Below are 26,402 nucleotides of genomic sequence, written 5' to 3'. Positions count from 1 at the left end.
CAGTCTAGGGGCGGAATCCACGAATGCCGGGCTACTCCACGGTGACCATGACCGACTGCCAGCCGGAGGCGCCGTCGGGCACCGGATCGGCCCGCTGATCGGTCTGGACCTCGCCCGTTCCGTCGGTGGCGCGGACCTTGATGTAGTGCGGCCCGGGCGTGGCTTCCCAGTCGAAGGACCACTGGCGCCACGTGATGAGGGACGCCTCGGTGGACAGGACGGCCTCGGCCCAGGGGTTGTTGTCGATCTGGACTTCCACCTTGGTGATGCCGCGGGTCTGCGCCCACGCAGTGCCGCCGATCGCCACCCGGCCGGCGGGCACCTTGGCGAAGGACTTCGGGACTTCCACCCGGGCCATGGTCTTGATGGGGCCGCGCTCGGACCAGCCGCGCTGGGTCCAGTAGGCCTTGCTGTCCGCGAACCGCGTCACTTCCAGGTCCACCACCCACTTGGTGGCGGAGACAAAACCGTACAGCCCGGGCACCACCATGCGCACCGGATAGCCGTGCTCCAGCGGCAGGGGCTCGCCGTTCATCCCGATCGCCAGCATGGCGTCGCGGTCATCCTGCAGGACCTCTAGCGGCGTGGAGGCGCTGAAGCCATCGATCGACGTCGACAGCACCATGTCCGCGCCGTCCTTGGGACGCGCCCGCTTGAGGACTTCGCGGATGGGAAGGCCGAGCCATTTGGCGTTGCCGGCGAGGTTTCCGCCCACGGGATTGGAGACACAGGTGAGGGTCACGTGCGATTCGATGAGGTCGGCGTCGAGCAGGTCCTGGAAGGTGAGGCGGACCTCTTCCTCCACCAGCCCGTGCACGCGGAGCTCCCATTCATCAGCGTTGATTTCGGGGACGCTCAGGGCGGTGTCGATCCGGTAGAAGTCCCCGTTGGGCGTGATCCAGGGCGTCACGCCGGCCGCGGGGGACTGGACGCCGGCGGGCACAGCCGCGGCGGCCTTGGCCGGGGCGGGCAGCTGCAGGGCCTCGCGGGCCTTGGAGATGTTGCTGCGCGCGGCACTGAGCAGGCGGCCGCCCGTGGCCGCGATCCCGGCGCCGATCACGGTGATCCCTGCGGCGGCGAAGAAGCGGCGGCGGCTGGTGGCGGGGCGGTCAGGTTCCTCGGCGCCCGTGTCGGCAGGCGCCTCAGGCCAGGACTTCAGCCGCCACAGCGGGGCGATCAGCAGCCGCAGCACCACCAGCCCGGCAATTGTGCCCAGCACGGTGGGGATGGCATCCAGCGGCTTCACGCTGGCCCGCGTCACCACGCTGGCCACGATCACCGCGCCCATCAGCAGCACACCGGCCACGCCCAGCGCCCACTTGCGGTAGGCCACCACGCCGAGCACGCAGGCCAGCAGGAAGATGGTCAGGCCCATCCCCACAAACAGCGCGGCTTTGTCATTCGTGCCGAACGTGGCGATGGCAAAGTCCTTCATCCACGGCGGTGTGAAGTCGATGAACGTGGACCCCAACGCGATCACCGGAGTTGCCCGGGCGGTAAAGAACGCTCCGATCAGCTCCGCAACGGAAAGTACGACGGCGGCAGCCGCCACGCCTGCCAGCGCGGCCATTGCGGCGGGGTCCTTGAGCCACTTCAGAAGCTTCTTCATACCTTGGATTCGTTGCGGCAGGCCGCAGGGATTGCCGGGCGAGGACACAGCTTAGGAACACCCCCGTAGGAAAGGGCAGGGTGCACAAAGTACCCTTGGAGACTGTGAAGGTACTCGTCATTGGCCCTGGAGGCCGCGAACACGCCATTGTCCGCTCCCTGCTCGCCGACCCCAACGTTTCCGAGGTCCATGCGGCTCCCGGCAACGCCGGCATCAGCAAGCTGGTCCCCACCCACAACATTGACGGGAATGATCCCGACGCCGTCGCGGCGCTGGCCACCAAGCTCGGCGTGGACCTCGTCGTGGTAGGCCCCGAGGCGCCGCTGGCTGCCGGCGTGTCCGACGCCGTGCGCGCCGCCGGCATTCCGGTCTTCGGCCCCAGCAAGGCCGCAGCCCAGCTGGAAGCCTCCAAAGCGTTCGCCAAGGAAGTTATGGCCGAAGCGGGTGTCCCCACGGCCATGGCGATGGTGGCCACAAACGCCGAGGAAGCCGCCGCGGCCCTGGACACTTTCGGCGCACCCTACGTGGTGAAGGACGACGGCCTCGCGGCCGGCAAGGGCGTGGTGGTCACCAACAACCGCGACGAAGCCCTGGCCCACGCGCAGACGTGCTTCGACGCCGCCGGCACCGTGGTGATCGAGGAATTCCTCGACGGCCCCGAGGTTTCAGTCTTTGTCCTCTGCGACGGCCGCAACACCGTGGCACTGTCCCCGGCGCAGGACTTCAAACGCATCTTCGACAATGACGAAGGCCCCAACACCGGCGGCATGGGTGCCTACACCCCGCTGGAATGGGCCCCCGCCGGGCTGGTCCAGGAAGTCATCGACCGCGTCGCGCAGCCCACGGTCAACGAAATGGCGAACCGCGGCACCCCGTTTGTGGGTGTGCTGTTTGTTGGCCTGGCGCTGACCACGCGCGGCACCCGCGTCATCGAATTCAACGTCCGCTTCGGCGACCCCGAGACGCAGGCCGTACTGGCCCGGCTCAAAACCCCCCTCGGTGCGCTGCTGCTGGCAGCCGCCAAGGGCGAACTGGACAAGGCCGACGAGCTGCGCTGGTCCAAGGAGACCGCCGTCGCCGTCGTCGTCGCGTCCGAAAACTACCCGGACACCCCGCGCACCGGTGACCGCATCCGCGGACTCAAGAAGGTAGATGAGCTCGACGGCGTGCATGTGATCCACGCAGGCACCGCGTTCGACGACGACGGCAAGGTGATCTCCGCCGGCGGCCGGGTACTCGCCGTCGTTGCCCTCGGCAGCGACCTGGTGGAGGCCCGGGAACGGGCGTACGACGGCGTGGAGCTGGTCCAGCTGGAAGGCTCCCAGTTCCGGACGGACATCGGCCGCAAGGCCGCCCGCGGTGAAATCAAGGTAACGTCCCTGGCCACCGGGGCGCTCCCCGTCACGAACGCGAAGGCATAAACATGACTGAGAACTCCGCCCTGGAACCACAGCAGCCCCGCGGCCTCGGCACCGAAACCCTGGACCTGCCGGGCTGGACGCACGTTTACTCCGGCAAGGTCCGCGACCTCTACGAACCGGCGGACGAAGCCATCCGCCAGCAGGTGGGCCAGGACTGCGTCCTGGTGGTGGCCAGCGACCGCATCAGCGCCTACGACCACGTGCTGGCCAGCGAAATCCCGGACAAGGGCCGCATCCTCACGCAGTTGAGCCTGTGGTGGTTCGACCAGCTTGACGTGGTCCACCACGTGCTGGCATCCACCGTGGAAGACGGCGTTCCCGCGGCTGTGGAAGGCCGCGCGATGATCTGCCGGAAGCTGGATATGTTCCCCGTGGAATGCATCGCCCGCGGCTACCTCACCGGCACCGGGCTGCTGGAGTACAAGGCCCGGGGGACCGTCTGCGAGATTCCGCTGCCGCCGGGCCTGGTGGACGGGTCCCGGCTGGAACAGGCCATCTTCACACCGTCTGCCAAGGCCGAGGTGGGCGAGCATGACGAGAACATCTCCTACAACGATGTTGTGGCCATGGTGGGGGACGACATCGCCGCACGCCTCAGCGAGCTGACCCTGAAGATCTACACCGGCGCCGAGAAGATCGCGCGCGAACGCGGCATCATCCTTGCCGATACCAAGGTGGAGTTCGGCTACGACGCCGTGTCCGGGGCCATCACCCTGGGCGATGAGGTCCTGACTCCGGATTCCTCCCGTTTCTGGGATGCGGCCACATATGAGCCGGGCAAGGCGCAGCCTTCCTATGACAAGCAGTATGTGCGCGACTGGCTCACGTCGGCCGAATCCGGCTGGGACAAGAACTCCGATGTGGCACCGCCCGCCCTGCCGGCGGACGTCGTGGCCCGCACCCGCAGCCGCTACGTCGAGGCGTACGAGAAGATCACCGGCAGGACGTTCGCGTAGGGCGTTCTTGACGGGCCCGGCTTCGGGCCGGGCCGGGCCGGGTGCTAGCTTGCTTTGACGTCTTTCGCTGCTGCGGCGGCCCGCTGCTGGGCAAGCCTGATCTCAAGGACCGCGTCCAGTGCCTGCTGGACGCGGTCCGAGGCTCCCGCAGCACTGAAGGCCTTCTGCGCTTCTTCGAGGTATACCAGGGCTTCGTCTGACTCGCCGGCGGCCTTCAGCGACTTGCCCAGCAGGAGTGAAACTTCGCCTGCCGTGTGCTTGGCCAGAGCGCCCAATTCCGAGTGGATCTCGCGGAGCTTGTTGATGGCAGCCACGATGTCGCCGGTAAGATACAGCCAGCGCGCGCGGATGAAGGCAACTTCCAACTGGTCGCTCTTGTTGCCGCCCACAATGGACAGCGCCAGTTCAGCGCGCTCGATGCTGGAAAGTGTTTCCGGTTCCACGATTCCGGAGGACAGCCGCACGGCGGCCGAGGCCTTATTGAAGCGGGCCCACAGATCAATGTCGTTGGCAGGGGACAGCATCCGGGCGGCGCGCTCGTGGTATTTGATGCCCTCGGGGTAGTCGTGCCGCATAAAGGCGACGTTGCCGATCACCCAGGCAACCTCACCGGCAAGCTGGGACATGGAGTGCTCGTCCATCTGGTCATTCATGGCCTGGCAGTACTTCCAGGCTTCGTCCAGGCGGCCGCTCTCCGCCAGCGCGCCGATCAGCGCGCGGTAGGCGCCGATGATCAGCGTGGAACCGTTGGGCAGCTGGCCGCAGAGTTGGACGGCCGCCAATGCGTGTTCCACGGCAGTGCTCAGCTGTCCCTGTCCCTGGCAGATCGCCGCGAGCATCTGGCGGGCACGGACGGCGAGGCCGGCAGACTCCGTGGCCATGGGGTGCTCCAGGAGGTGCTGCATGATCGTTTGGCATTCCTGCCAGTTGCCCTGCTTGATCAGGCATTCGGCCTGCATGTAGGTCATGTTCCACCACGCGCTGGTGTTCTTGCCCTCCAGGGCTATCCGGGCTGCGTTGGCTGCGTGCGTGGCCGCCAGCGGGTAGTCCCTGAGGTCCCAGGCCTGGCGCGCGTAGAGGCCGGCCAGGACGTACTCGGCGTCGCTGACTGTGATGGGCTGGCTCCAGGCTTCCAGCGCCTTGGGCGCCAGCTCCAGCCTGCGGGCGAGCTCCTCGATCACTTCGGCCGTCGGCTCACGGCGGCCGGTTTCGAGGAGGGAGATGTAACTGGGGGAATACAGGTCCTTGCCCAGTTCAGCCTGTGTCAGCCCACGTTCGAGACGCTCCGCACGGAGCTTCTCCCCGAATCCGTTGCCCACGGGATTTCCTCCTAATTCTGGACAGTCTTTGTACGCAATGCTTGACAGTCCCTGTGGAAAACATTTTACAATGTATGTCAACAAGGACAGTGCTGACTTTGTAACGAATCCGACTCGTATTGAGGAACTTATATGTTGAAGAAGATTGTGGCCGCTGGCGTACTCGCTGCTGCCTTGGCATTTTCTGCGGCGGCCCCGGCTGTCCTGTCGGCAGGTTCCATCGCCGACACCACCGGCGTGTCCGTGGCTGTTGGCAACTGGCCCGATCCCATGTCCAAGCCCGTCAAGGACAAGAGCGGCACCTAAACCACCAACGTTGGCAACTGGCCGACCCGATGTAAGGAATCCTCTCAGGAGGCGCGGCCCCGGGGCATGGTCATCATGCCTCGGGGCTATTTCTTTGCCCGGACACTTGGCCGTTCCTAGCCCGGGCGCTTGACAGCCGGGAAACACAAAAGAGGGCCTCCCCTGGGGGAGACCCTCTTTCAATTGGTCGGGATGACAGGATTTGAACCTGCGACCTCGTCGTCCCGAACGACGCGCGCTACCAAGCTGCGCCACATCCCGATCCGCTGCAAAAGCAACTTTACAAGAATAGCCGACGCCGGGCCCGGATGTGAAATCGGCGGCGCAGGCCGGGTCAGATCCTTAGACCAGGGAGTCCTTCCAGGCGCCGTGGAGGTCTGCGAAGCGTCCGCCGCCGCCGATGAGTTCCGTGGGGGTGCCGTCCTCAACCACGCGGCCGTCGTGGACCACCAGGACGCGGTCGGCAGTTTCAACGGTGGAGAGGCGGTGCGCGATGATCAGCGCCGTCCGGCCGCCGCCAGCAGCAGCCGACCCCTCCGCCGCAGACCCCACACCAGACGAGCCGGGGGCACCTGCCGGACTGCCGGCGTCGGACGTTGCCCGCAGAAGGCGCGCCAGGCCGCTCTGGACAAGCCGCTCTGAGGGGATGTCCAGCGAGGAGGTGGCCTCGTCCAGGATCAGCACCGCCGGCCGGGCCAGGAACGCACGGGCGAAGCTGATCAGCTGCCGTTGCCCGGAGGACACCCTGCCGCCGCGCTTGTTGACATCAGTGTCATAGCCTTCGGGGAGTTCGGTAATGAACTCGTGGGCGCCCACGGCCCTGGCAGCATCCTCGATCTCCGCCCGCGAAGCCTCCGGCCGGCCCAGCGCGATGTTGTCCGCCACGGAACCGCTGAACAGGAACGCCTCCTGGGTGACCATCACGATGTTCCGGCGCAGGTCCGTGGTGGTGAGGCTGCGCAGGTCCACTCCGTCCAGGGTCAGGGAGCCGGAGGAGACGTCGTAGAAGCGGGCGATCAGCTTGGCAAGCGTGGATTTCCCGGCGCCGGTCTGCCCCACCAGGGCAACGGTCTGGCCAGCGGGGATGTGCAGGTCCATGGTGGGGATGACCACAGGGCCGTCGCCGTAGCGGAACTCCACACCCTTGAAATCGACGGCGCCCCTGGCATCACTGAGCGCAACAGGGTTCTTGGGCGGACGGACCGTGGGAACCTCCTCCAGCAGGCCGGACACCTTCTCCAGGGCCGCCTGGGCACTCTGGAAGGAGTTGTAGAACATGGCCATCTGGTCCACCGGCTGGAAGAAGCGCTTGGTGGAAAGCATCAGTGCCAGCAGCACGCCCACAGCGAGGTCCCCGCCCAGGACGCGGAACCCGCCGAACAGGAGCACCACGGCCACGCAGACGTTACCGATCAGCACCAGCCCGGGCTGGAATATGCCGTTGAGGTTGATGGAGCGCACGGTAACCAGCCGGTAGTCCTCGGACAGCTGGCCGTACTTCGCTGCGTTCTCGGTTTCCTTGCGGAAGGCCTTCACCGCGCGGATCCCGGTCATGGTCTCCACAAAGTGCACAATCAGCCGGGCGGAGACCACGCGGGATTCGCGGAACACGATCTGGGAGTGCTTCTGGTACCAGCGCGACAGGAAGTACATGGGGACGCCCGCGGCCAGCACGATCAGTCCGCTGCGCCAGTCCAGGGCAAACACCGTCACAGCCGTGAAGACCATAAACAGCAGGCCCGAGGCCAGGGAACTGACGCCGGAGTCGAGGAGTTCCCGCAGCGCCTCCAGGTCCGAGGTTTGCCGGGCAATAATCCGGCCGGACGTGTACTTTTCGTGGAACTCCAGGCTCAGGCGCTGGGTGTGCCGGAAGACCCGGACACGCAGGTCCAGCAGCATGGCCTGGCTGAGCCGGGCGGTGGAGGTGACGTAGAGGGCGGTGAGTCCCGCCGTCGCGATCGCTGCGAGCAGGTAGGCGACGCCGGTGAACACCAGCGGGAGGTTGTCGCCCGCCTGCAGTGCCGGGAGCGCGTGGTCGATGCCGAACGCGATCAATGCAGGCCCGGCCACGCGCGCGGCCTGGGACAGGACCACGGTGGCGATGGTCAGCCAGAACCGGAGCCGCACCGGACGGATCAGGGTGGCCAAAAGGGCGAGCGACCGCCGTCGTACGGTTTTACTGTCCGACTTGCTGAGGTGGGTGTTGTCCTCGTTGGCGGTGCCGAAGGTTGCGTTACTCATCGGATGCTGTCCTCTGGCTCGTCCTCAAGCTCCGACAGTTCCGAATCCAGGTCCTTTGGTTCCTGGTCCAGGCTGGCGATGACGTAGCGGTAATGGGGGTTGTGCGCCAGAAGTTCCGTGTGGGTTCCGACGGCGGCGATCCGGCCTCCCTCGAGCAGCGCCACCCGGTCAGCCAGCGCCACGGTGGACGGGCGGTGCGCAACGATCAGTGTGGTGGTGTCCTTCAGGACCGCGCGGAGCCGGGTTTCCACAAGCTCCTCGGTGTGCACGTCCAGTGCCGACAGCGGGTCGTCCAGGACCAGGACCCGGGGCCGCGCCGCGATAGCCCGGGCCAGGGCAATCCGCTGCCGCTGCCCGCCGGACAGGCTCAGGCCCTCCTCGCCGATGAGCGTGTCCACGCCCTCCGGCAGCGAGTACGCGAAGTGCGCCTGCGCCACATCCAGGGCTTCGTCCAGGGCTTCCTCGGTCCGGTCCGTCGCCCCGAGGAGCACGTTGTCGCGGACGGAATTGGAGAACAGTGTAGTGTCCTCGAACGCGACGCCCACCACGCGCCGGAGCCCGTCGACGTCGAACTCGCGCAGGTCCACTCCGTCAATGGTGATGGAGCCGTCCGTGACGTCGTACAGGCGCGGGACAAGCTGGATCAGCGCGCTCTTGCCGCTGCCCGTGATGCCCACGAGCGCCATGGTTTCGCCGGGCCGGACGTCCAGATTGATGTTTTTGAGGATGGGTTTGTCCGGTGCGTCCTCGAACGCGAACATGGCGTTGGTGAAGCTGAGCGCGCCCTTCAGCTGCGAGGGGGTGCGCGGCTCCGGGGGACTGGTGATGGTGTTGACCGAATCCATGACCTCGAAGTGGCGGTCCACGGCGGATTTGGCGGTGAGTGCCATGGCCAGCAGCATGCCGGAAAATTCCACCGGCATCGCGATGACCGCGGCGGTGGCGAAGAAGGCCACCAGGGCGCCGATGCTCAGCTGGCCGCTGGCGCAGAGCATCACGCCTACCACCAGCCCGGCGCCGAGCGCGAGCTCCGGCAGCAGGGTCACCACCATGGTGAACGTGGCCTGGTGCTTCGCCTTCATGATCTCGGTCTGGCGGAGTTCCTCGGCCTGTTCGTTGAAGTTCTCCAGGGCCTCGCGGCTGCGGCCGAAGGCCTTCAGGACGCGGATGCCGTGGACGGATTCCTCCACCGTGGTGGCGAGGTCGCCGGCCTGGTCCTGGCTCCGCCGCGCCACCTTGCTGAAGCGGGTCCGGAACCGGAAACCGTAGGCCATGATGGGCACCGCCGCGGCTAGGAAGATCAGGGCCAGCTGCCAGCTCATGGAGAACATGACCACAATGCCGATGACCACCGTGAGCGTGGTGACCACCAGCATGATGGCACCGAACGCCATCCACCGGCGCAGGAAGTTCAGGTCCGTCATGGCGCGCGACAGCAGTTGGCCGGAGCCCCAGCGGTCGTGGAAGGACACTGTCAGGTCCTGCAGGTGCCTGTACAGCGAGACCCGCATCCGGGTTTCCACGGTGGTGGCCGGGTTGATCACAAACTGCCGGCGGAGCGCCACGAGTCCCGCCTCGGCGATGCCCAGGACCAGGATGACGACGGCGGCAGTCCAGACGGCGTCCGACGCGCCACCGGGTTTGAGGGACTCATTGACGAGGACCCGCAGCACCTGCGGGATGGTCAGCGCCACGACGCTGGCCAGGAGTGCGCAGAGGAGTCCCATCACCAGCCGGGGGATGATCGGCCTCACATGAGGATAAAGACGGCTGATGGATCTGAAAAATGAGGTCTGCTTGGCCATGCCCGCTTCTCAAGCTCTAAATCGAATGTAGTTTCCCTTAGCAACTACCCTATGCCATGGCGTGAGCCGGTTCACACGTTCCGTCCCCGGTTGCTCTATCACTTCCGGTTGCTATCCGAGCCTGTTAGCGACTCAAAGTGATAGAGCAACGGGGCTACTCGGGGGAGGTGAGCGTCAGCAGGACTGCCTCGGGCTTGCAGGCGATGCGGATGGGAGCGAACCGGGAGGTGCCGATGCCGCCCGAGACGTTGACCGGCGTCGTACGTCCGTTGCTTTCCCAGTCGTTGAGTCCCTTGGCCCGCCACGTGGGGAGGTCGCAGTTGGACACCAGGGCGCCATAGCCGGGAATGCAGAGCTGGCCGCCATGGGTGTGGCCCGCCAGCAGCAGGTCCGCGCCGTCCTGCGTGAAGTGGTCCAGGACCCGCTGGTAGGGGGCATGGATGACCGCAACCCGGAGGTGCGCGTTCTGGTCCTGGTCACGGGTGCCGCGGGGCCAGCCGGCGTATCGCTCCCGGTTCAAGTGCGGATCGTCCACGCCGGAAAAGTCGAAACGGATGCCCTTCAGTACCACCGATTGGTGCCGGTTGGTGAGGTCCACCCAGCCGCCCATGCCGAATCCGGATCGCAGCCGCGGCCAGTCCAGCTCAGTGGCTTCGGGCTTCGCCTTGGACGGGCCCAGCAGGTAGGACGCGGGGTTTTTGAAGCTCGGGCCGTAGTAGTCGTTGGACCCCGGGACGAAAACGCCCGGGAATTCCAGGAGCGGGCGCAGTGCCTTAAGCAGGGGTTCCACTGCCTTGACGTGGCTGAGGTTGTCCCCGGTGTTGACCACCAGGTCGGGCTCCAGCGACGCAAGCGACTCAAGCCAGCGGGCCTTCGTGTCCTGGCCCGGGACGAAGTGGATGTCGCTCAGGTGCAGGACGCGGAAGGGCGGGTGGCCGGCCGGCAGGATGGGCAGCGTCTCCTCGCGAAGGACAAACTGGTTCTTCTCCCACAGCCCGTAACCGAAGGCGGCGAGACCCAGTGCGGTGCCCGCGCCGGCGGTGACGGCAAAGCCGCGCCCGATGTTCCGGACGCGGCTGGCCAATGCTGGGCTGACTGCCATGGGAGGCTAGTTCTTCTTCTCGCCGTTGCCTGGGGCAGACGGCGCGGTGGACGGCTCCGTGGCCGGGGCCGTGGCCGGCGCGGTGGCCTGCGTTGACGGCGTGGTCCGGGCAGGCGTTCCGCTCACCATGTTGGTGGGCGGTGCCGTGAACGGGTTAGTGCCATACGCCGGAGCGACCTGGGCCATGTACTTGGAGAACATGGGACCGGCGATCATGTAACCGTCGATCGCCTCATAGCGTTTCCCGTTGATGGTCAGGTTCCGGCCGGGCCGGAGCTGGTCACCCAGCGGGTCGCCGAACCATGCTGCAGTGGCCACACCGGTGGTGAAACCCACCACCCAGGTGGAGCCGTTGGTGTCATTGGTACCGGTCTTGGCAGCCACCGGGAAGTTGGTTTTGGTGGAGATCCGTGGCTTGATGAGGGATCCGGACCCCTCATCCAGAACTTTCTGCAAGGCATACGCAACGCCCCGGGCGACCTCCGGTTTGACGGCGTCCTTGCAGTTGGTGGCCTGGGCCGGGAGCTGTGCGCCGGTCTGGTCCGTGACAGAGGTGATGGCGATGGGCTCGCAGTACTTGCCGTCGTTGGCGAACGTGGCAAACGCGGAGGCCATGGTCAGCGGGGCGGTCTGCGTGGAGCCGATCAGGTTGGCCAAAGTGGTCATCTTGACCGGCGGGTTGGGATCGTCACCCACCGGCAGGCCACCGTGGATACCTACGGCGTCCACGATCTTCTGGATGCCGCAGAGGTCAACCTGCGCCGCCGACGCGAAGGTGGCCGTATTGATCGAGTTCTGCAGGCCGTACAGGACGGTCATGTTCCGGTAGTAGCCGTCGTCGGAGTTCTGCAGGTCAAAGCTGCCGGGAATCCTGGCGTCATACCAGCCCACAGTGGGTTCCGCACAGGTGTTCTTCCAGGGGAAGTTCTGCGGGTACTTGCGTGTGGCGGCGTTGAGGTTGGTGTTCATCGACTTGCCCTCGTTCAGCCATTCGGCGAACGTGAAGGGCTTCATGGTGGAACCGGGCTGGAATCCGCCCAGGCCGTTGAGGTCGTTGCCGTCCTTGTCCAGGCTGTCCACGTTGAAGTTCTGCGTCTGGTTGAACTTGCCTTCGGTGGGCAGGTACGACGTGTTCTGCGCCATGTTCAGGATCTTGCCGGTGGTGGGCTGCACGGAAACGATGGACGCGCCCCAGTTGTCAGGGTTGACGCCGGCCGCCGCATCCGACTCGGCCTGTGCCACGTTCTGGGCGTTGACGTCCAGCGTTGTGGTGATGGTCAGGCCGCCGCGGAACACCATCTGCTCACGCTCTTTGGGAGTGGCGCCGTAGGCCGGGTTGTTGAGCAGCAGGTGCAGCACATAGTCGCAGAAATAAGGTGCCGTGGAGGCGTAGGCGCAGCCCTGGCGTGACGGCGTGACCTTCGGCTCCACCGGGGTGGCCACGGCGGCGTCGTGATCAACCTGCGTGATCTTTCCCTGGTTCAGCATCAGGCCCAGGACCAGGTCGCGACGCTCCTTGGCGTTATCCGGGTTGGTGATGGGATCAAACGCTGACGGGCTGTTGACGAGCCCTGCAAGGAGTGCTGCCTGCGGGAGGGTCAGATCCTTCGCGGTGCTGCTGAAGAAGAATTTGGACGCGGCCTCGATGCCGTAAGCGTCGCGGTTGAAGAAGACGATGTTGAGGTAACCCTCGAGGATCTGCTCCTTGGAGAATTTCTTCTCCAGGGCGATCGCGAGCTTCATTTCGCGAAGCTTGTCTCCCACGCCCTTGTTAACACCGTTGAGCTTGATGTCATCAGTGTTTCCCTCGGCGGCGAGGTTGGCGTTGAGTACGTTGTTCACGTATTGCTGGGTGATGGTGGAGGCACCCTGTTTGTTGCCGCGGGCCGTGCTGACCATGGCGCGGAGGATGCCGGTGGTGTCCACACCGCCGTGCTCGTAGAACCGGCTGTCCTCGACAGCGATGATCGCTTCCTTCATGAACGGCGAAATCTGGTCGAGGGCAACCTTGGTCCGGTTTTCCTCGTAGAGGTTCGCGATCAGGCTGCCGTCCGCGGCGAGGATCCGGGTGGACTGGCTGGGCGGGTCCACCTGCAGCTCTGCCGGGAGGGTATCGAAGAACTCGATAGAACCGCTTGCCGCGCTGCCGGAAACGGCCGCAGCCGGAACCAGCAGGCCCGCCACCAGGACACCACAAATCGCGCTCACACCGAGGAAACCAAATATCTTTCCGAGGGTAGTGGCCGTGTCGAAAATGGGGTTCTTACGAGTCACCATGTTTTCCACTTTACCGGCAAGGACTAGTCTTTAGCTCATGACCAAATGGGAGTACGCGACGATTCCGCTCATTATTCACGCCACCAAGCAGATTCTGGACCAGTGGGGAGAGGACGGCTGGGAGCTCGTCCAGGTAATCACCGGACCGGACGGCAACGGCCTGGTTGCCTACCTCAAGAGGGAGAAGCAGTAGCAATGAGCACCCCCGCAGAGACCACGTCCGGCGCGGAAACCGCGCCGATTTCAGCCGTTGAGCAGCGCCTCGCCGAGCTCGGACTGACCCTTCCCGAGGTGGCCGCTCCCGTCGCCGCCTACGTGCCGGCCGTCATCACCGGCAGCCATGTTTACACCTCCGGCCAGCTGCCGTTTATTAACGGCAAACTCGAAGCAACCGGCAAGGTCTCCACCGGCACAGAGGGCGCCTCCGACGAGCCCACCGTGTCCCCGGAGGATGCCAAGGCCTACGCCGCTGTCTGCGCCATCAACGCTCTGGCGGCCATCAAGAGCGTCATCGGCGATCTGGACCGCATCACCCGCATCGTCAAGGTGGTGGGCTTTGTGTCCTCCGATCCTGCCTTCACCGGACAGCCGGGTGTCATCAACGGCGCGTCCGAGCTCCTCGGCCAGGTCTTTGGTGACGCAGGCCAGCACGCCCGCTCCGCCGTCGGCGTGTCTGTTCTTCCGCTCGACTCTCCCGTAGAGGTCGAACTGATCGCTGAATTCAGCTAAGGACCCGGTTCACTCAATTGCCTCAGCTCGCCCGACGCTTGTTTGCCCTTCCTCCGGATCTTGAAGGGGCTGCCCAAAGCTGGCTCGAACACGGCGAGCGGACGCCGCGTGCCGCCCGCTACGCATCGTCCGTGGTGCTTCTGCGGGATTCGCCCACCGGCCTGGAGACGTGGCTGGGGTACCGGCCCGGTTCCTCGCCGCTGGGCGTCCTCGCGTTCCCCGGAGGTTCCCTCGAGGCGTCCGACGACGACGCCGTCGGTTGGCTGGGCCCCTCACCCCAGCATTGGGCCGAGCAGATGGGGACGGACGACGTCGGGCTGGCGCGGCGCCACGTGGTGGGCGCCATCCGCGAACTCTTTGAGGAAGCCGGCGTGCTCCTTGCCGGGCCGGACATGTCCACCACCGTGGAAAACACGTCAACGCAGGACTGGATGCGGGCCCGTGTGGCCGTTGCCGACCAGGAGAAGACGTTCACGGAGCTCCTCGCCAAGCGGGGACTCTCGCTGCGGACCGACCTGCTGAAGCCGCTCGTCAACTGGCGCAGCCCCGACTTCGCGCACCGCCGCTTCGACACCCGCTATTTCGCCGCCACCGTCCCCATGAACCAGCAGCCCAGCCTGCTGCAGAGCAAGGGCGTCTGGGGCCGCTGGGTGTGCGCCACCAAGGCCATCGCCGCGCGCAGCACCACCGCCCTGGGCGATGAAGTGGGCCAGGAGAACACCGTTGGCCTTACCCTCGGCCAGCTCCTGGTGCCGGGTTCGGAGATCATGCTGGAGAAGATGGCCGCAGCGAACGGCTGCATCGCCTACCTCAGCTACAAGCGCAAACCCCACGTGTACCAGGCCCGGCTCGTCGAAGAAGAGGGCACGCTCATGCTCGAAGTCGAGGCCGCCAAAACCGTAGCCGGAGACCCCCAGCGCGAACGGTAGTCCGCGGATCGCCCTGCTCAATTGCCAGCGACACGGAAAAGGCCTGGCGACACCCGTATTCTGGTGTCGCCAGGCCTTTTGCGTGTCGTCAGGAATTAATCCGCGTCTTAGCGGGAACGCTGACGGAGGCGCTGCATGTCGAGGATCACTACGGCACGGGCTTCGAGGCGGAGCCAGCCGCGCTGGACGAACTCTGCCAGGGCCTTGTTGACCGTCTCGCGGGAGGCGCCTACCAGCTGGGCCAGCTCTTCCTGCGTGAGCTCGTGGGCTACCAGGACGCCGTCGGTAGCCGGCCGGCCGAAGCGATCGGCCAGGTCCAGCAGGGCCTTGGCCACGCGGCCGGGGACGTCGGAGAACACCAGGTCCGAGAGTGAATCGTTGGTGCGGCGCAGGCGACGGGCCAGGGCCTGCAGCAGCTGCGCCGAAACCTCGGGGCGTGTCCGCAGCAGGGCGTTGAGGCTTTCGTTCTTCAGGCCAGCAAGGCGGGTTTCGGAGACAGCCGTGGCCGTGGCCGTGCGGGGGCTGGGGTCAAAGAGTGCCATTTCGCCGAACAGTTCACCCGGGCCCAGGATGGCGAGCAGGGACTCCCTGCCATCGGGGGACGTGCGGCCCAGCTTCACCTTGCCGGAGACGATGAAGTAGAGCTGGTCGCCCTGGTCACCCTCGCGGAATACCGATGCACCGCGGGAGAGGTCCACCTCGGTCAGCTCGTCCGTCAGCAGGCGGAATGCTTCGTCGTCGAGCGTGGCAAATAGGGGTGCTCGGCGCAGTACCTCGATGTCCATGAAATCTCCTGAATAAAAAGTGTCGGCTGTGGCGCTTTTGCCATTGTTTCAGAATTTTCAAGGTTCTGTGACGTACTTGGCAGCGGAAACGCCGCTGACAGTGTGTAATGCGGGCACGATCCGGTTCCCGGCCGCGCCCGGGGTGTGATTTTCGCAACCGAAGGTGAGCCGGACCTGGCCCGAATGGTCGGGGGCAGGCGCGCACAGAACAATGTCAGCCTGCGCCACTAGAATTGGGTCTCAACCGTATTAAAGGAGCGCTCAGTGTTTGGCTTGACTGTTCTGGACCTGGCGCTGATCCTTGCCCTGCTGTCCTACCTGATCTATGGCCTGCGCAACGGCTTCCTGGTAACCCTCGGGGGTATCGCCGGCTTCGCCGCAGGCGCCGTGGCCGCGTTCTTTGCCGTTCCGCTGGTCAGCGGCTTCGTGGACGACTCCGGCTGGAGGCTGACCGCCATCGTGGCCGCCGCCGTCGTTCTGATGGCTCTGGGCCATGGCCTCGGGACCATGATCGGGCGCAAAATCCGCGGCGCCGTGCGGATCAAGCCGCTGCGTGCTGTGGACCGGCTGGTGGGCGGGGCCGTCAATGTGGTGGTCTCGGCGTTGGTCATGTCCATGCTTGCCTTCAGCGTCAGCGCCCTGGGCGTTCCGTTTGTGTCCCAGCAACTGGCCGAGTCCAAAGTCATCCGGTACATCGACGGGCTGACGCCTGTCCCGTTGAAGACCACCATGGCGCAACTGCGGTCAACGGTGATCGGCAACGGAATCCCCACGCTGCTGGAAGGTCTGGACCAGGGGCAGCCATTGGCGGTGCCCAATGCCAGCACCGATACTCCGGCACTGAACCGGGCCGCACAGTCAGTCCTGAAAATAGCCGGAACCGCCTACCAATGCGGGCAGAACCAGACCGGCACCGGCTTTGTGGTTTCCCCTGGCCGGGTTGTGACCAATGCCCACGTTGTGGCGGGCGTGTCGCAGCCGGTGGTTGAAATTCCCGACGGCGGCGCGATGCCCGGGCGGGTGGTGTACTTCGACACCAGGCACGACCTCGCCGTTTTGGCCGTTGACGGGTTGCCTTCCGAACCACTCACGCTGACGTCCGACCTTCCGAACGGCAGCCCGGCAGCTTTCGCGGGATACCCTCACGGCGGTCCGTTCCAGTCCAACCCCGCCACGGTCCAGGACATCACCTCGGTTCTGGTGCCCGACATCTACGGCGAAAACCCGGCCCCGGAAGAGATCTACCGTCTGGCCGGCAACGTCCAGCCCGGGAACTCGGGCGGCCCGCTGCTGACCATGGAGGGCCTGGTGGCCGGCGTCATTTTCGCCAAGGCAACCTCGGACACGGAAATGGGTTTCGCGATCACCATGAATGACCTGTTCCCGGTCGCATCCCAGGCCGCAAGCCTCAGCGCTCCAGTCTCCTCCGGGCAGTGCATCCAGAAGTAGCCCGGGCGGCCTGAGCCACACGAGCCTAAGCCACACAGCGCCGGGCTACAGCGCTTCGGCCAGGTAATCGATGGCCAGCTTGTAGCCGAACACTCCAGCTCCTACGATCACCGCGGCGCACACCGGGGACAAGAAGGAGTGGTGCCGGAATTCCTCGCGCTGGTGCACGTTGGTGATGTGGACCTCGACGGCGGGAAGCTGCACCGCTGCCAGAGCGTCGCGCAGGGCCACGGAGGTGTGCGTGAAGGCGCCGGCGTTCAGCACAATCCCGACGGCGGTGCCGCGGGCTGCGTGGATGACGTCCAGGAGCACCCCCTCGTGGTTGGACTGGACGCACTTCACAGTGAAGCCGTGGGCCTGCGCCGCCGTAGCTGCCAGCTGCTCCACGTCCGCCAGGGTGGAAGTGCCGTACTTCTCCGGTTCACGGGTGCCCAGCAGGTTGAGGTTGGGGCCGTTGATCACAAGGATCGTGCCGCGCCCGGCAGCGGAGGCAGATGCGGAGTCAGGGGAGGAAACGTCAGTCATGGCTCCAATCTACCCGCCGGATTCTGCACCATCATTCGGCCCGGGAGATTCCACGTCGCCGGATTTCCGGGGGCCGTGGACTTCGAACGGTGAATGATGGTGCAGAATCCGTCGCACGGGACCCTAGAGCGCCGTGAACCTCAGGACCAGGGCGTGTTCCGGGTTGAGGATGGGCATCGGCAGGCCCACTTCGGCCAGGAAGCGGCCACCGGCCACCGCCCCGTCCGCCAGCCAGGCCGGCGGCTGGACCTGGGTGAATGTGTGGGCGTAGTCGGCGTCTACGGGCGCCGGGAAGATCGCTTCCACCCGGTAGTCCCGCTCCGGTTCCAGGCCGGGGATGGTGATCCGTCCGCTCTGTTCCGCGAACGCGGTGCCGGTGCTGACCAGGGCGAACAGCGCCGCCGTCGTGCCCGGGAGATCGGTGCCCTGCGAGGCGCCACTGGGGGCAACCACGCCATGCAGTATCAGGGAATCATCGGGCACGTCCGCGCGGACCATGCGTCCGGAGTGGATCAGGCCGCGGTGTTCCTTGTAGAGGGCGATGAAGCGTTTGAGTTCTTCGCGCTCCGCGCCTTGGACCCCGCGGACATCCCATTCCATACCGAAGTGGCCGAACAGCGCTGTGATTGCGCGGAAGGACAGATCGTGCGTGCGGGCCGTGGTGTGCGAGGTGGTGGGGCCGACGTGGCCGCCCACGAGCTCCGGCGGGACCACCAGCCCGGTCCAGCGCTGGATGGTCTGCCGTTCCAGGGCATCGTTGCAGTCCGAGGCCCAGATGCGGTCGGTGCGTTCCAGGATGCCCAGGTCCACGCGGGCGCCGCCGGAGGAGCAGCTTTCAATCTCGACGCCGGGGTGGGCCTTCTTGAGTTCGTCAAAGAGCCGGTAGGCGGCCAGGGTCTGTTCGTGGACCGAGGCGCGGCCGGCGTGGCCGTGCTCGAGCTGGTCCCGGTTCTGGTCCCACTTGAGGTAGCTGATGTTGTTCTCGCGCAGCAGGGCGTCGACGCGGTCGAAAATGTACTGCCACGCGTCCGGGTTCACGAGGTCGATCACATGCTGGTTCCGCCATTCGATCGGCAGGCGGCCGCCGTCCTTGTAGCTCTGGACCGAAGGACCAACAATCCATTCGGGGTTCGCGCGGACAATATCGGAGTCCAGGTTGACCATTTCCGGTTCCACCCAGAGCCCGAACTCCATCCCGCGCGAGGTCACGGCATCAATCAAGGGCGTGAGGCCGTCGGGCCAGAGTGATTCGTCGACGTACCAGTCGCCCAGGCCGGCGTGGTCGTCGCGGCGGCCGCGGAACCAGCCGTCGTCGAGCACAAACCGCTCCACGCCCAGTTCGGCGGCGGAATCAGCCAGCTCGATCAGGGTGGACAGGTTGTGGTCGAAGTAGACCGCTTCCCAGGTGTTCAGCACCACAGGCCGGGGCTTGCCTGGAGCGGTAGCCGCACCGGCTGCGGGGAGCACATGGTGGGGGCGGGACCGGAACCAGCTATAGAACGCCTCGCTGATGCCGTCCAGGCCGCGGTCCGAGTATGCGGCAAAGAGCGCCGGCGTGGTGTAGCTGGCGCCGGGTGCGAGGATGACCTCGGCCGGGCCCAGGAGCTCGGAGCCGCCGATCATGGTGCGGCCGTCGCCGATGCTGTCGGCGAACTGTTCGTGGTTGCCGCTCCAGGCCAGGTGCGTGGCCCAGACCTTTCCGTGTCGGTTGCCGAAACCTGCGGTGCCGGCGGCGAAGAGCAGTGAGGAGTCGTGGCCGGTGCGGCCGTGCCGGCCGGTGCGCACCCAGGTGCCCTGCTGGATGGGGCGGCGCTGCGGGTGGCGTTCCCGGCACCAGCGCCCGGTCAGGTCAAGGAGTTCGACGGCGTCCGGCGCCACCGGGAGGACGGTGGCCAGCTCGTCGAGCTGGTAGGCCGTGGCGCCGTCGTTGGTGAGGGTGTGACGCAGCTCCAGCAGGCCGCCGTCGTGCAGTGTCAGTGCGGACGAGACGGTGAGGCCGGCATCGGAATCGGCTTGGACGATGACGGCGGAATTGCCCTCGGTGCTCGCGGTTACGACGCGGAGGCGGGCCGAGAAGTCAAGGCCGGAGACGCCGTCGGCGGTGCGGTGGCCGCGGAGGGCGGGACGGCCGCGCCAGCTGGAGGATGCCTGCGGCAGGAGGCCGGCGGGCACATTGGCGTCGATGGCGGAGTGGGGGATGGGTTCGCCCAGGATGGCGAGGTCCGGCAGGGTGCTGCCAAGATCCGCGCCCCAGTGGATGACCTCGGCCTCCCCGCTGTTGAAGCTCATCACCAGGCTGGTGCCGGCGGAACGGAGGTGGAGGGGGTCCATAAGATGCTGTCCTTCTGCGGGGGTGTGAGTAAGAATACGAGGCTGCGCGCCGCGGGAACAAGGTGTCCGCGGCGCGCAGTCGGTCAAGCTGGTGCCTACTTGAAGAGGGCGTTGACCTGTTCGTTGGCCTGGGTCAGGGAGCTGGCCGGGGCCTTGCCGGACACTACTGCGTCCATGGCTGGCTCCATGATGCCCTTGACCTTGGCAGTGTTGTCCGTGATCGGGTACAGGAACGTGCTCTTGTTCTTGACGTGCTCGGTGAACGCGGAGACGTCCACGTTCTTGGCGGCGAAGGCCGCGGCAGCCTTGTCAGAGGAAGCCTTGAGCGCGGGGAACACCACGGCCTTGGACGCTACGACGTCCTGGCAGTCAGCGGAGGCGAGGTACTCAACCCACTTGATCGAAGCGTCCTTCTTCTTGGTTCCGGCCCAGATCGAGTCGGCCAGGCCGTTGAACATGGAGGCACGCTTGCCTTCGGGGCCCACCGGGGTGGGGGCGATGCCCACCTCGATGCCCTGGTAGCCGGTGTACTGACCGGTCATCCACGAACCGTGGGCATTGATGGCGGACTTACCGGCCGCGAACGTGTCGGCCATGCTGGCGCCGACGGTGGTCTCTAGCTTAGGCATGTAGCCCTTTTCCACGAGTCCCGCGAACCAGTCCATGCTTTCCTGGAACTTGGGGTCGTCGTAGTTGTAGTGCGTGCCCCACGGGTTCTTGTCCGTGTGGGACCAGCCGGTGGTGTTGGTGAGGTAGCTCCACTCCGTCTGCCCGGAGGAGTCGCCTCCGCCGTTGAGGCCAAGGCCATAGACGGCGACGTTGTTCTTGTCGAAGCCGGCCTCGTCGCCGCGCTTGCCGTTCTTGTCAACGCTCAGGTGGGCGATGACCTGTTCGTACGTGCCGCCGTCCTGGGGGTTCCAGGTGAGGTTCTTCATCTGCTCTTCGGTGACGCCGCCGCTGGCGAGCATGGCCTCGTTGTAGAACAGGCCGATGGTGTCCCAGTCCTTCGGCAGGCCGTAGCGCTTGCCGTCCTGGCCAACCCAGAGGTCCGCGAGGCCCTCGTTGTACTGGGTCAGGTCAATGTTGTCCTTCTTGACGGCGTCGTCGATGGCCAGCAGCTGCTTGTTCTCTGCGAGCTCGCCGTAGCGTCCGAGGTGGTTGGTGAAAACGTCCGGGGCAGTGCCGCCGACAAAGCCGTTGGTCAGCGTGCTCCAGTAGTCGTCCCACCCGCGCTGGGTGATCTTGACCGAGATGTCCGGGTTGGCCTTCGTGAAGTCGTCGGCACACTGCTGGTAGGCGGGCAACTGGTTGGCGTCCCACAGCCAGTAGTTGATCTCGCCCTTGGCTGACTCTGCCGAGGAGGATGAGCCTCCGCCACAGGCGGACAGGGACAGTGCCATAACTGCGGCGACGGCGACGGCGCCGAGGGATTTCTTCATGGTTCTACTTTCCGTTTGGGAGTTGGGGAGTGGGGTTTTGGGGGGTGGTTACTTGATGCCGGAGAAGCCGATGGAGTTGACGATCTTCTTGCCGAAGGTGGCGAAGAGGATCAGGACCGGCAGTGCCGAAACCAGGGTCGCGGCCATCAGGCCGGACCAGTCCGGGGAACCCTGGGGTGCCTGTGATTTGAAGACCCCGAGGCCCACCTGCAGGACGCGCACATCGTCCTGGGACCCGACGAGCAGCGGCCAGAAGTATTCATTCCACTGGCCGATGAAGGTGAGCAGGGCAAGGGTGGCGATGGGGGCCGCGGCGTTGGGAAGCACGATCTGGAAGAAGATGCGGAGGTGCTTGGCGCCGTCGAGCATGGCTGCCTCTTCGACCTCGCGGGACATGTTCAGGAAGAACTGGCGCAGGAAGAAGATGGCGAACGGCGTCATAAAGACGTATGGCAGGACCATGCCGAGCATTGTGTTGAGCAGGTCCAGGTTCTTGATCAGCAGGAAGTTGGGCAGTGCCGTGAAGATCGGCGGGACCAGCATGGTACCCAGGAACAGGCTGAACACCGCGTTCCGGCCCCTCCAGCGCAGCCGGGCAAAGGCGTAGGCGGCCATGGCGCTGAAGAACACGGCCCCGGCGGTGGTGATGGACGAGAAGATGATGGAGTTCTTCAGGTACAGCCAGAAATCGATGGTGGCACCGGAACCGCCCTCGGCGATGGCGTCCGCGGGGCTCTGCAGCCCGAACACCCGCATGAAGGCACCGAACGTGAAATCGGCGGGAAGCAGGCTGGCTGAGTTGGCGGCCAGTGCCGCGTTGGTGGACAGCGCCGTCCGCAGCACCCAGAGAAACGGGAGGACAGAGACGGCGATGGCGAGGACCAGGAGGGCCCAGGCACCTGCGCGGCGGGTGTTGAACGGACGACGGCGGCGGGCCGGGGCCTGCAGCGGTGCGCGGCTGGTGGTGGATGTCATGGGGGACTCCTTAGTCCAGGTCCGACTCGTTGCCCTTGAGGAACTTCATCTGGATGAAGGCCACCAGGGCGAGGATGAGGAAGAGAATGACGGCGATGGCGGATCCGTAACCGAAGTCCGACTCGGTGAAGGCCCGCTGGTAGATGTAGTACTGGATCACGCGGGTGGCGTTGACAGGTCCGCCCTGGGTGGTGACGGCCACGGTGTCGAAGACCTGGAAGGATCCGATCACGGTCACCACGAGGACCAGCACCAGGACTGGGCGGAGCAGCGGAATGGTGATCTTGCGGAAGGTCTGGAACGCGGAGGCGCCGTCGAGTTTTGCGACCTCGTAGATGTTGCCGGGGATGGCCTGCAGGCCGGCGAAGATGAGCAGTGCGGTGTAGCCCATGTGTCGCCAGGTGTTGATGACTGCCTGGGTGGGGATGGCCCACTCTTCGCTGCCGAAGAACGCGACGCGGGGGAGGCCCGCCCATTCGATGAACTGGTTGACCACACCGATCTGGTAGTCAAGCATCCAGAACCAGAGCAGCGCCGCGATGACGTTCGACATCAGGTAGGGCAGGAGCAGCGCGCCACGGATGAGCGTGGACTTCGCGACTTGGTGCATCAGGAGGGCCAGCCCCAGTGCCAGGGCGGTCTGGAGGACGATGTTGATGAGGACGTACTGGCCGGTGACGGCCAGGGAATTCCAGAACAGCGGGTCCTTGGCGATCGCCGTGTAGTTGTCCATCCCCACCCAGGTTGGGTCTCCGAGGATGTTGTACTCCGTGAAGCTCAAGTACACGCCGCGGATGGTTGGGACAACGTAGAAGAAGATGAACCCGATCATGGCCGGGGCGATGAAGAACAGGGCGATCTTAAGGTCGCCGAGCCGGCGGTAACCGCCGCGCGGCTTGGGTGCTCCGGTTTGGGGCGGGGCGGATCTCGCGTTTTTGGCAAGGGTGGTCATCGTCGACCCTTTCCTGACTGTGATGTGGATAACAACTGGTGAGAAATCTACACGAGTAGATCTAGAGTGGCAAGTGCTAATGTTTCTTTTATTTCTAGAGGGATTATCCAGTCGCTAGGGCATTGACTCGAGTAGATTCGAATGAAACACTGAAATCCTGATGGACAGCGCTTGCCGGCGCTCCGTCACAGCATCCAGGGAAGGCAAACAATGACGTTTTCAATCGGCGTAGTAGGAGTTGGCCAGTTCGGCGGCCAGTTCGCGCACCTCTTCAATCTCCACCCCGGCGTCAGCGCCGTATATGTAGTGGATGAGCTTCCGGAACGGGCGGCCGAGGCCGTGGACCGGTACCACCTGGCCGGGTCGAAGGCGAGCTTCGAAGACCTCCTCGCTTCCGACATCGACGCCGTGGCCATCTTCACCCAACGCTGGACGCACGGTCCGCTGGTGGAACAGGCGCTCCGCGCCGGCAAGCACGTCTATTCAGCCGTCCCCATGGCCATCTCCGAGGAAGAAATCGCCCGGATCATCGACGCCGTCCGTGAAACCGGACTGGTCTACATGATGGGGGAGACCAGTTACTACAACCCGGCCACGGTCTACGCACGCAAGCAGCATGCGGCCGGCCGCTTCGGGCGGATCTTCTACACCGAAGGTGACTACGTCCACGACATGGACCTGGGCTTTTACGATGCCTACCAGTACAGCGGCGGTGATCGCTGGAAGGAAACCGCCAGCTACCCGCCGATGCTGTACCCGACGCACGCGGTCGGGGGAGTCCTCGGCGCCGTCCCCGCCCACGCCGTCAGCGTCAGCTGCGTTGGAGTCAAGGATGACCGCAACGACGGCGTCTTCGACAAGGAAGTCAGCATGTTCGGCAACGACTTCTCGAACGCCACGGCCCTCTTTGAACTCAACGACGGCGGCGTTATGCGCACCAATGAGATGCGCCGCGTGGGCTACCCATCACACATCAGGGAGTCCCGGTTCAGGTTCTTCGGGACGGAGGCCAGCTTTGAACAGCTGGCAAAAGTCACGGTCTGGCAGGACAAGGAAAACGTCCAAGACATTTCCGAGCAGTTCGAAACCCGGCCCAGCATGTCCCTGGATGACCCGTCGCTGGCCAACGTTGCGCCGGAACTGAGGGACGCCTTCGTCTCCGGACTCTCGCCGGTCCAAGATGCGGATCGGCTTCCGGAGGAGTTCCGCGGCGCACCGAACGGCCACGAGGGAAGCCACCACTTCCTGGTGGATGACTTCGTAACGGCGGTCAACACCGGCACGCTGCCGCCGGTCAACGCCTGGGTTGCCGCCCGGTTCACGCTGCCCGGCATCGTGGCGCACGAGTCCGCCCTCCGCGGCGGCGAGCGGTTGCCCATCCGTGACTTCGGCGACGCTCCGGGGATCTGATAGCTAGCATGTACTCCATGACGACTCCCGTAGTGCAGGCCCCGCGCGGCCCGGTGACCCGCAAGGACGTTGCCCGGTACGCGGGCGTTAGCACCGCCGTCGTCAGCTATGTAGTGAACGGCGGGCCCAAGAAAGTGGCTCCCGCCACGGAAGCGAAGGTCCAGGACGCCATCCGCCGGCTGGGGTACCGTCCGAACGCTGCCGCGCGGGCCCTGAAACTGGGATCCAGCGAAACAATAGGGCTGGTTATTCCGGACAACAGCAACCCTTTCTTCTCGCTGCTGGCACACGCTGTGGAAGATGCTGCCGCCGAACTGGGCTACGCCCTGCTGCTTACCAACTCGGATGGAAACCTCGCGAAGGAACTCCGACACGTCCGCAACCTTGCGGCACGCCAAGTGGACGGCGTCATACTGTCCAGTGTCTTGATGGAACCGGGCCTGACGGACCTTGAATCGGCGGAGATACCTGTTGTTCTCCTGAACCACAGTGCCGATGCGCCCGGATTCAACAGCGTGGGCGTGGATCTGGTGGGAGGCGCAAAATCAGCAGTTGAACACTTGATCGGCCACGGACACACCAGTATCGCCCTCGCCATGGGTACAAACACCGGCAACTATTATGACGGCCGTGAAGAGGGCTGGCTGCAGGCTCTGGCCGGGGCAGGCCTGCCTGAAGGCCCCATTGTCCGTACCGCCTTCACCCGGGAAGGCGGCTACGCCGCAGGGAAACGCCTCCTGGCCTCCGCGAGCCGCCCGACGGCCATTTTTGCCACCTCTGACCTGCAGGCTGTCGGCATCCTCCGGGCACTCCATGAGGCGGGACTGTCGATCCCCAAGGACATCGCCCTGGCGTCCTTCGACGGCTCAGCTGAAGCTGAGTACAGCTGGCCTCCCCTCACAACAGTGAAACAGCCGGCAAAGGCAATGGCGGACGCCGCTGTCAGCGCCCTAATAGGCGCCCATCGCGGCCACAAATCGGAGCATCTCATCTTTCCTGCCGAGTTGCAGATCCGGCAGTCCTGCGGCTGCCCCTAGGCTGCAGCGAGCCGAAGCCTGCCAACTTTCTCCTGCAGGACACGTCGCGCCTCAGGACCCAGCCCGAAATCACTGATGACCTCGTCCACTTCGTCCAGTGACGCAATGGAACTGATGCCCAGCACCCCCCATTTGGTGTGGTCCGCCAGCACCACAGTCTTCCGCGCGGCGGCCACAAAGGCCCGGTTCGTTTCGGCTTCAAGCAGGTTTGGCGTAGTGAAGCCGGCGACGGTTTCCATGCCGTGGACGCCAAGGAACAGCACGTCCAAGTGCAGCTGCTTCAGTGCGCTTGTGGCGATGGGACCAACCAGGGCGTCCGACGGCGTGCGCTGGCCGCCGATCAGGATCACCGTGGAGCTGTAGCGGGCCGGGCCCGTTGCCGCAGCATAGTGGAACAGGTCAGCGATGCGCACCGAGTTGGTGACCACCGTGATTTGCGGGCCATTGACCAGTTCCTTGGCGAGCGCCCACGTTGTGGTCCCGGCGCTCAGACCCACCGCCATCCCTTCCTGGACCAGCGCGGCCGCTTCAATTGCAATGGCACGCTTCTCCGCTGTCAGCTGCGTGGACTTAAGTTCGAAGCCTGGCTCGTGGGTGCTGGCATCGCCGGGGAGCTTGGCGCCGCCGTGGATACGTTCCAGTTTGCCGCCCTCCTCCAGCAGCTCGATATCCCGGCGGACAGTCATCAGCGAAACACCCAGTTGCTGGGCGAGGTCCGAGACGCGGACAACCCGTTCGCGCTGGACGGCGTCCACGATTGCCTGGTGGCGTGCTGCGGGGAGCATGTAATTCCTTTCGTGCTGAG

General features: G+C 65.3%; 22 protein-coding genes and 1 tRNA gene. 9 read left to right on the top strand and 14 right to left on the bottom strand.

What is annotated here, in order from left to right:
* Positions 1-31: 31 nt before the first annotated feature.
* A complete protein-coding gene (locus tag CXR02_RS02465) occupies positions 32-1,609 on the bottom strand; it encodes a molybdopterin-dependent oxidoreductase (RefSeq protein ID WP_104060548.1) in 1,578 nt (525 codons plus the stop codon).
* Positions 1,610-1,713: 104 nt separating this feature from the next.
* On the opposite strand from CXR02_RS02465, the gene purD reads away from it, so the two are divergent.
* Together purD and CXR02_RS02455 are read left to right on the top strand one after the other, a co-directional pair.
* Positions 1,714-3,030, top strand: coding sequence for a phosphoribosylamine--glycine ligase (purD, locus tag CXR02_RS02460; protein ID WP_104060547.1), 1,317 nt, complete (start codon positions 1,714-1,716; stop codon positions 3,028-3,030).
* A gap of 2 nt (positions 3,031-3,032) precedes the next feature.
* Positions 3,033-3,986 (top strand): phosphoribosylaminoimidazolesuccinocarboxamide synthase, encoded by a 954-nt coding sequence (locus CXR02_RS02455; protein WP_104060546.1) that lies wholly within the window; start codon positions 3,033-3,035, stop codon positions 3,984-3,986.
* A gap of 44 nt (positions 3,987-4,030) precedes the next feature.
* Here the strand turns inward: CXR02_RS02455 and CXR02_RS02450 are convergent, their stop codons facing one another.
* Positions 4,031-5,305: a helix-turn-helix transcriptional regulator gene (locus tag CXR02_RS02450; RefSeq protein WP_181037101.1), complete on the bottom strand. Its 1,275-nt coding sequence runs from the start codon at positions 5,303-5,305 to the stop codon at positions 4,031-4,033.
* 132 nt (positions 5,306-5,437) lie between these two features.
* On the opposite strand from CXR02_RS02450, the gene CXR02_RS22260 reads away from it, so the two are divergent.
* A complete protein-coding gene (locus tag CXR02_RS22260; RefSeq protein ID WP_181037100.1) occupies positions 5,438-5,611 on the top strand; it encodes a hypothetical protein in 174 nt (57 codons plus the stop codon).
* Between the two features lie 184 nt (positions 5,612-5,795).
* On the opposite strand, the gene CXR02_RS02445 is transcribed toward CXR02_RS22260, so the two are convergent.
* The 5 genes from CXR02_RS02445 to CXR02_RS02425 form a co-directional block, all read right to left on the bottom strand.
* Positions 5,796-5,872, bottom strand: a tRNA-Pro gene (locus CXR02_RS02445).
* An 81-nt stretch (positions 5,873-5,953) separates the two neighbouring features.
* Complete coding sequence (locus CXR02_RS02440) at positions 5,954-7,852, bottom strand: ABC transporter ATP-binding protein (protein WP_104060544.1); 1,899 nt, start codon at positions 7,850-7,852, stop codon at positions 5,954-5,956.
* Positions 7,849-9,657, bottom strand: a complete 1,809-nt coding sequence (locus CXR02_RS02435; RefSeq protein WP_104060543.1) for an ABC transporter ATP-binding protein — start codon at positions 9,655-9,657, stop codon at positions 7,849-7,851. The genes CXR02_RS02440 and CXR02_RS02435 overlap by 4 nt, the downstream gene beginning before the upstream one ends.
* A gap of 154 nt (positions 9,658-9,811) precedes the next feature.
* A complete protein-coding gene (locus CXR02_RS02430) occupies positions 9,812-10,759 on the bottom strand; it encodes a metallophosphoesterase (RefSeq protein ID WP_104060542.1) in 948 nt (315 codons plus the stop codon).
* 6 nt (positions 10,760-10,765) lie between these two features.
* The gene (locus tag CXR02_RS02425) at positions 10,766-13,036 is read right to left on the bottom strand and encodes a transglycosylase domain-containing protein (RefSeq protein WP_104060541.1); all 2,271 of its coding nucleotides are present in this window, start codon (positions 13,034-13,036) and stop codon (positions 10,766-10,768) included.
* Between the two features lie 37 nt (positions 13,037-13,073).
* Here CXR02_RS02425 and CXR02_RS22050 point away from each other — a divergent pair, with 37 nt between their 5' ends.
* Genes CXR02_RS22050 through CXR02_RS02415 form a run of 3 tightly spaced genes read left to right on the top strand, consistent with a single transcriptional unit; the run spans position 13,074 to position 14,694 of the window.
* Positions 13,074-13,229 carry a DUF4177 domain-containing protein gene (locus CXR02_RS22050; RefSeq protein WP_099093395.1) on the top strand — a complete coding sequence of 52 codons (156 nt, stop codon included), beginning with the start codon at positions 13,074-13,076 and terminating at the stop codon, positions 13,227-13,229.
* Between the two features lie 2 nt (positions 13,230-13,231).
* A complete protein-coding gene (locus CXR02_RS02420; RefSeq protein ID WP_058931305.1) occupies positions 13,232-13,765 on the top strand; it encodes a RidA family protein in 534 nt (177 codons plus the stop codon).
* A gap of 17 nt (positions 13,766-13,782) precedes the next feature.
* Positions 13,783-14,694 (top strand): NUDIX hydrolase, encoded by a 912-nt coding sequence (locus CXR02_RS02415; RefSeq protein WP_104060540.1) that lies wholly within the window; start codon positions 13,783-13,785, stop codon positions 14,692-14,694.
* Positions 14,695-14,801: 107 nt separating this feature from the next.
* Here CXR02_RS02415 and CXR02_RS02410 read toward each other — a convergent pair whose 3' ends face one another.
* Complete coding sequence (locus tag CXR02_RS02410) at positions 14,802-15,479, bottom strand: Crp/Fnr family transcriptional regulator (RefSeq protein WP_011693220.1); 678 nt, start codon at positions 15,477-15,479, stop codon at positions 14,802-14,804.
* A 264-nt stretch (positions 15,480-15,743) separates the two neighbouring features.
* Here CXR02_RS02410 and CXR02_RS02405 point away from each other — a divergent pair, with 264 nt between their 5' ends.
* Positions 15,744-16,928: a MarP family serine protease gene (locus CXR02_RS02405; RefSeq protein WP_104060539.1), complete on the top strand. Its 1,185-nt coding sequence runs from the start codon at positions 15,744-15,746 to the stop codon at positions 16,926-16,928.
* Positions 16,929-16,973: 45 nt separating this feature from the next.
* Here the strand turns inward: CXR02_RS02405 and aroQ are convergent, their stop codons facing one another.
* The 5 genes from aroQ to CXR02_RS02380 form a co-directional block, all read right to left on the bottom strand.
* Complete coding sequence (gene aroQ / locus CXR02_RS02400) at positions 16,974-17,453, bottom strand: type II 3-dehydroquinate dehydratase (RefSeq protein ID WP_104060538.1); 480 nt, start codon at positions 17,451-17,453, stop codon at positions 16,974-16,976.
* Positions 17,454-17,576: 123 nt separating this feature from the next.
* Positions 17,577-19,784 (bottom strand): alpha-galactosidase, encoded by a 2,208-nt coding sequence (locus tag CXR02_RS02395; RefSeq protein WP_104060537.1) that lies wholly within the window; start codon positions 19,782-19,784, stop codon positions 17,577-17,579.
* Positions 19,785-19,879: 95 nt separating this feature from the next.
* Positions 19,880-21,223, bottom strand: a complete 1,344-nt coding sequence (locus CXR02_RS02390; protein ID WP_104060536.1) for a sugar ABC transporter substrate-binding protein — start codon at positions 21,221-21,223, stop codon at positions 19,880-19,882.
* 48 nt (positions 21,224-21,271) lie between these two features.
* Positions 21,272-22,198 carry a carbohydrate ABC transporter permease gene (locus CXR02_RS02385; protein ID WP_104060535.1) on the bottom strand — a complete coding sequence of 309 codons (927 nt, stop codon included), beginning with the start codon at positions 22,196-22,198 and terminating at the stop codon, positions 21,272-21,274.
* Between the two features lie 10 nt (positions 22,199-22,208).
* Positions 22,209-23,150: a carbohydrate ABC transporter permease gene (locus tag CXR02_RS02380; protein WP_104060534.1), complete on the bottom strand. Its 942-nt coding sequence runs from the start codon at positions 23,148-23,150 to the stop codon at positions 22,209-22,211.
* A 210-nt stretch (positions 23,151-23,360) separates the two neighbouring features.
* Here CXR02_RS02380 and CXR02_RS02375 point away from each other — a divergent pair, with 210 nt between their 5' ends.
* Together CXR02_RS02375 and CXR02_RS02370 are read left to right on the top strand one after the other, a co-directional pair.
* On the top strand, positions 23,361-24,560 hold the full coding sequence (locus CXR02_RS02375; RefSeq protein ID WP_104060533.1) for a Gfo/Idh/MocA family protein: 1,200 nt from the start codon (positions 23,361-23,363) through the stop codon (positions 24,558-24,560).
* A gap of 17 nt (positions 24,561-24,577) precedes the next feature.
* Complete coding sequence (locus CXR02_RS02370; RefSeq protein WP_104060648.1) at positions 24,578-25,597, top strand: LacI family DNA-binding transcriptional regulator; 1,020 nt, start codon at positions 24,578-24,580, stop codon at positions 25,595-25,597.
* Here CXR02_RS02370 and CXR02_RS02365 read toward each other — a convergent pair.
* Positions 25,594-26,382 (bottom strand): DeoR/GlpR family DNA-binding transcription regulator, encoded by a 789-nt coding sequence (locus CXR02_RS02365; protein WP_104060532.1) that lies wholly within the window; start codon positions 26,380-26,382, stop codon positions 25,594-25,596. The two genes, CXR02_RS02370 and CXR02_RS02365, sit on opposite strands and share 4 nt — an antisense overlap.
* Between the last annotated feature and the right edge of the window lie 20 nt (positions 26,383-26,402).

It is taken from the genome of Arthrobacter sp. 4R501 (assembly GCF_002929755.1).
In the GTDB taxonomy this organism is placed as follows: domain Bacteria; phylum Actinomycetota; class Actinomycetes; order Actinomycetales; family Micrococcaceae; genus Arthrobacter.
The sequence above is the reverse complement of the archived record's forward strand: the minus strand, read 5'-3'. Positions and strand labels throughout refer to the sequence as shown.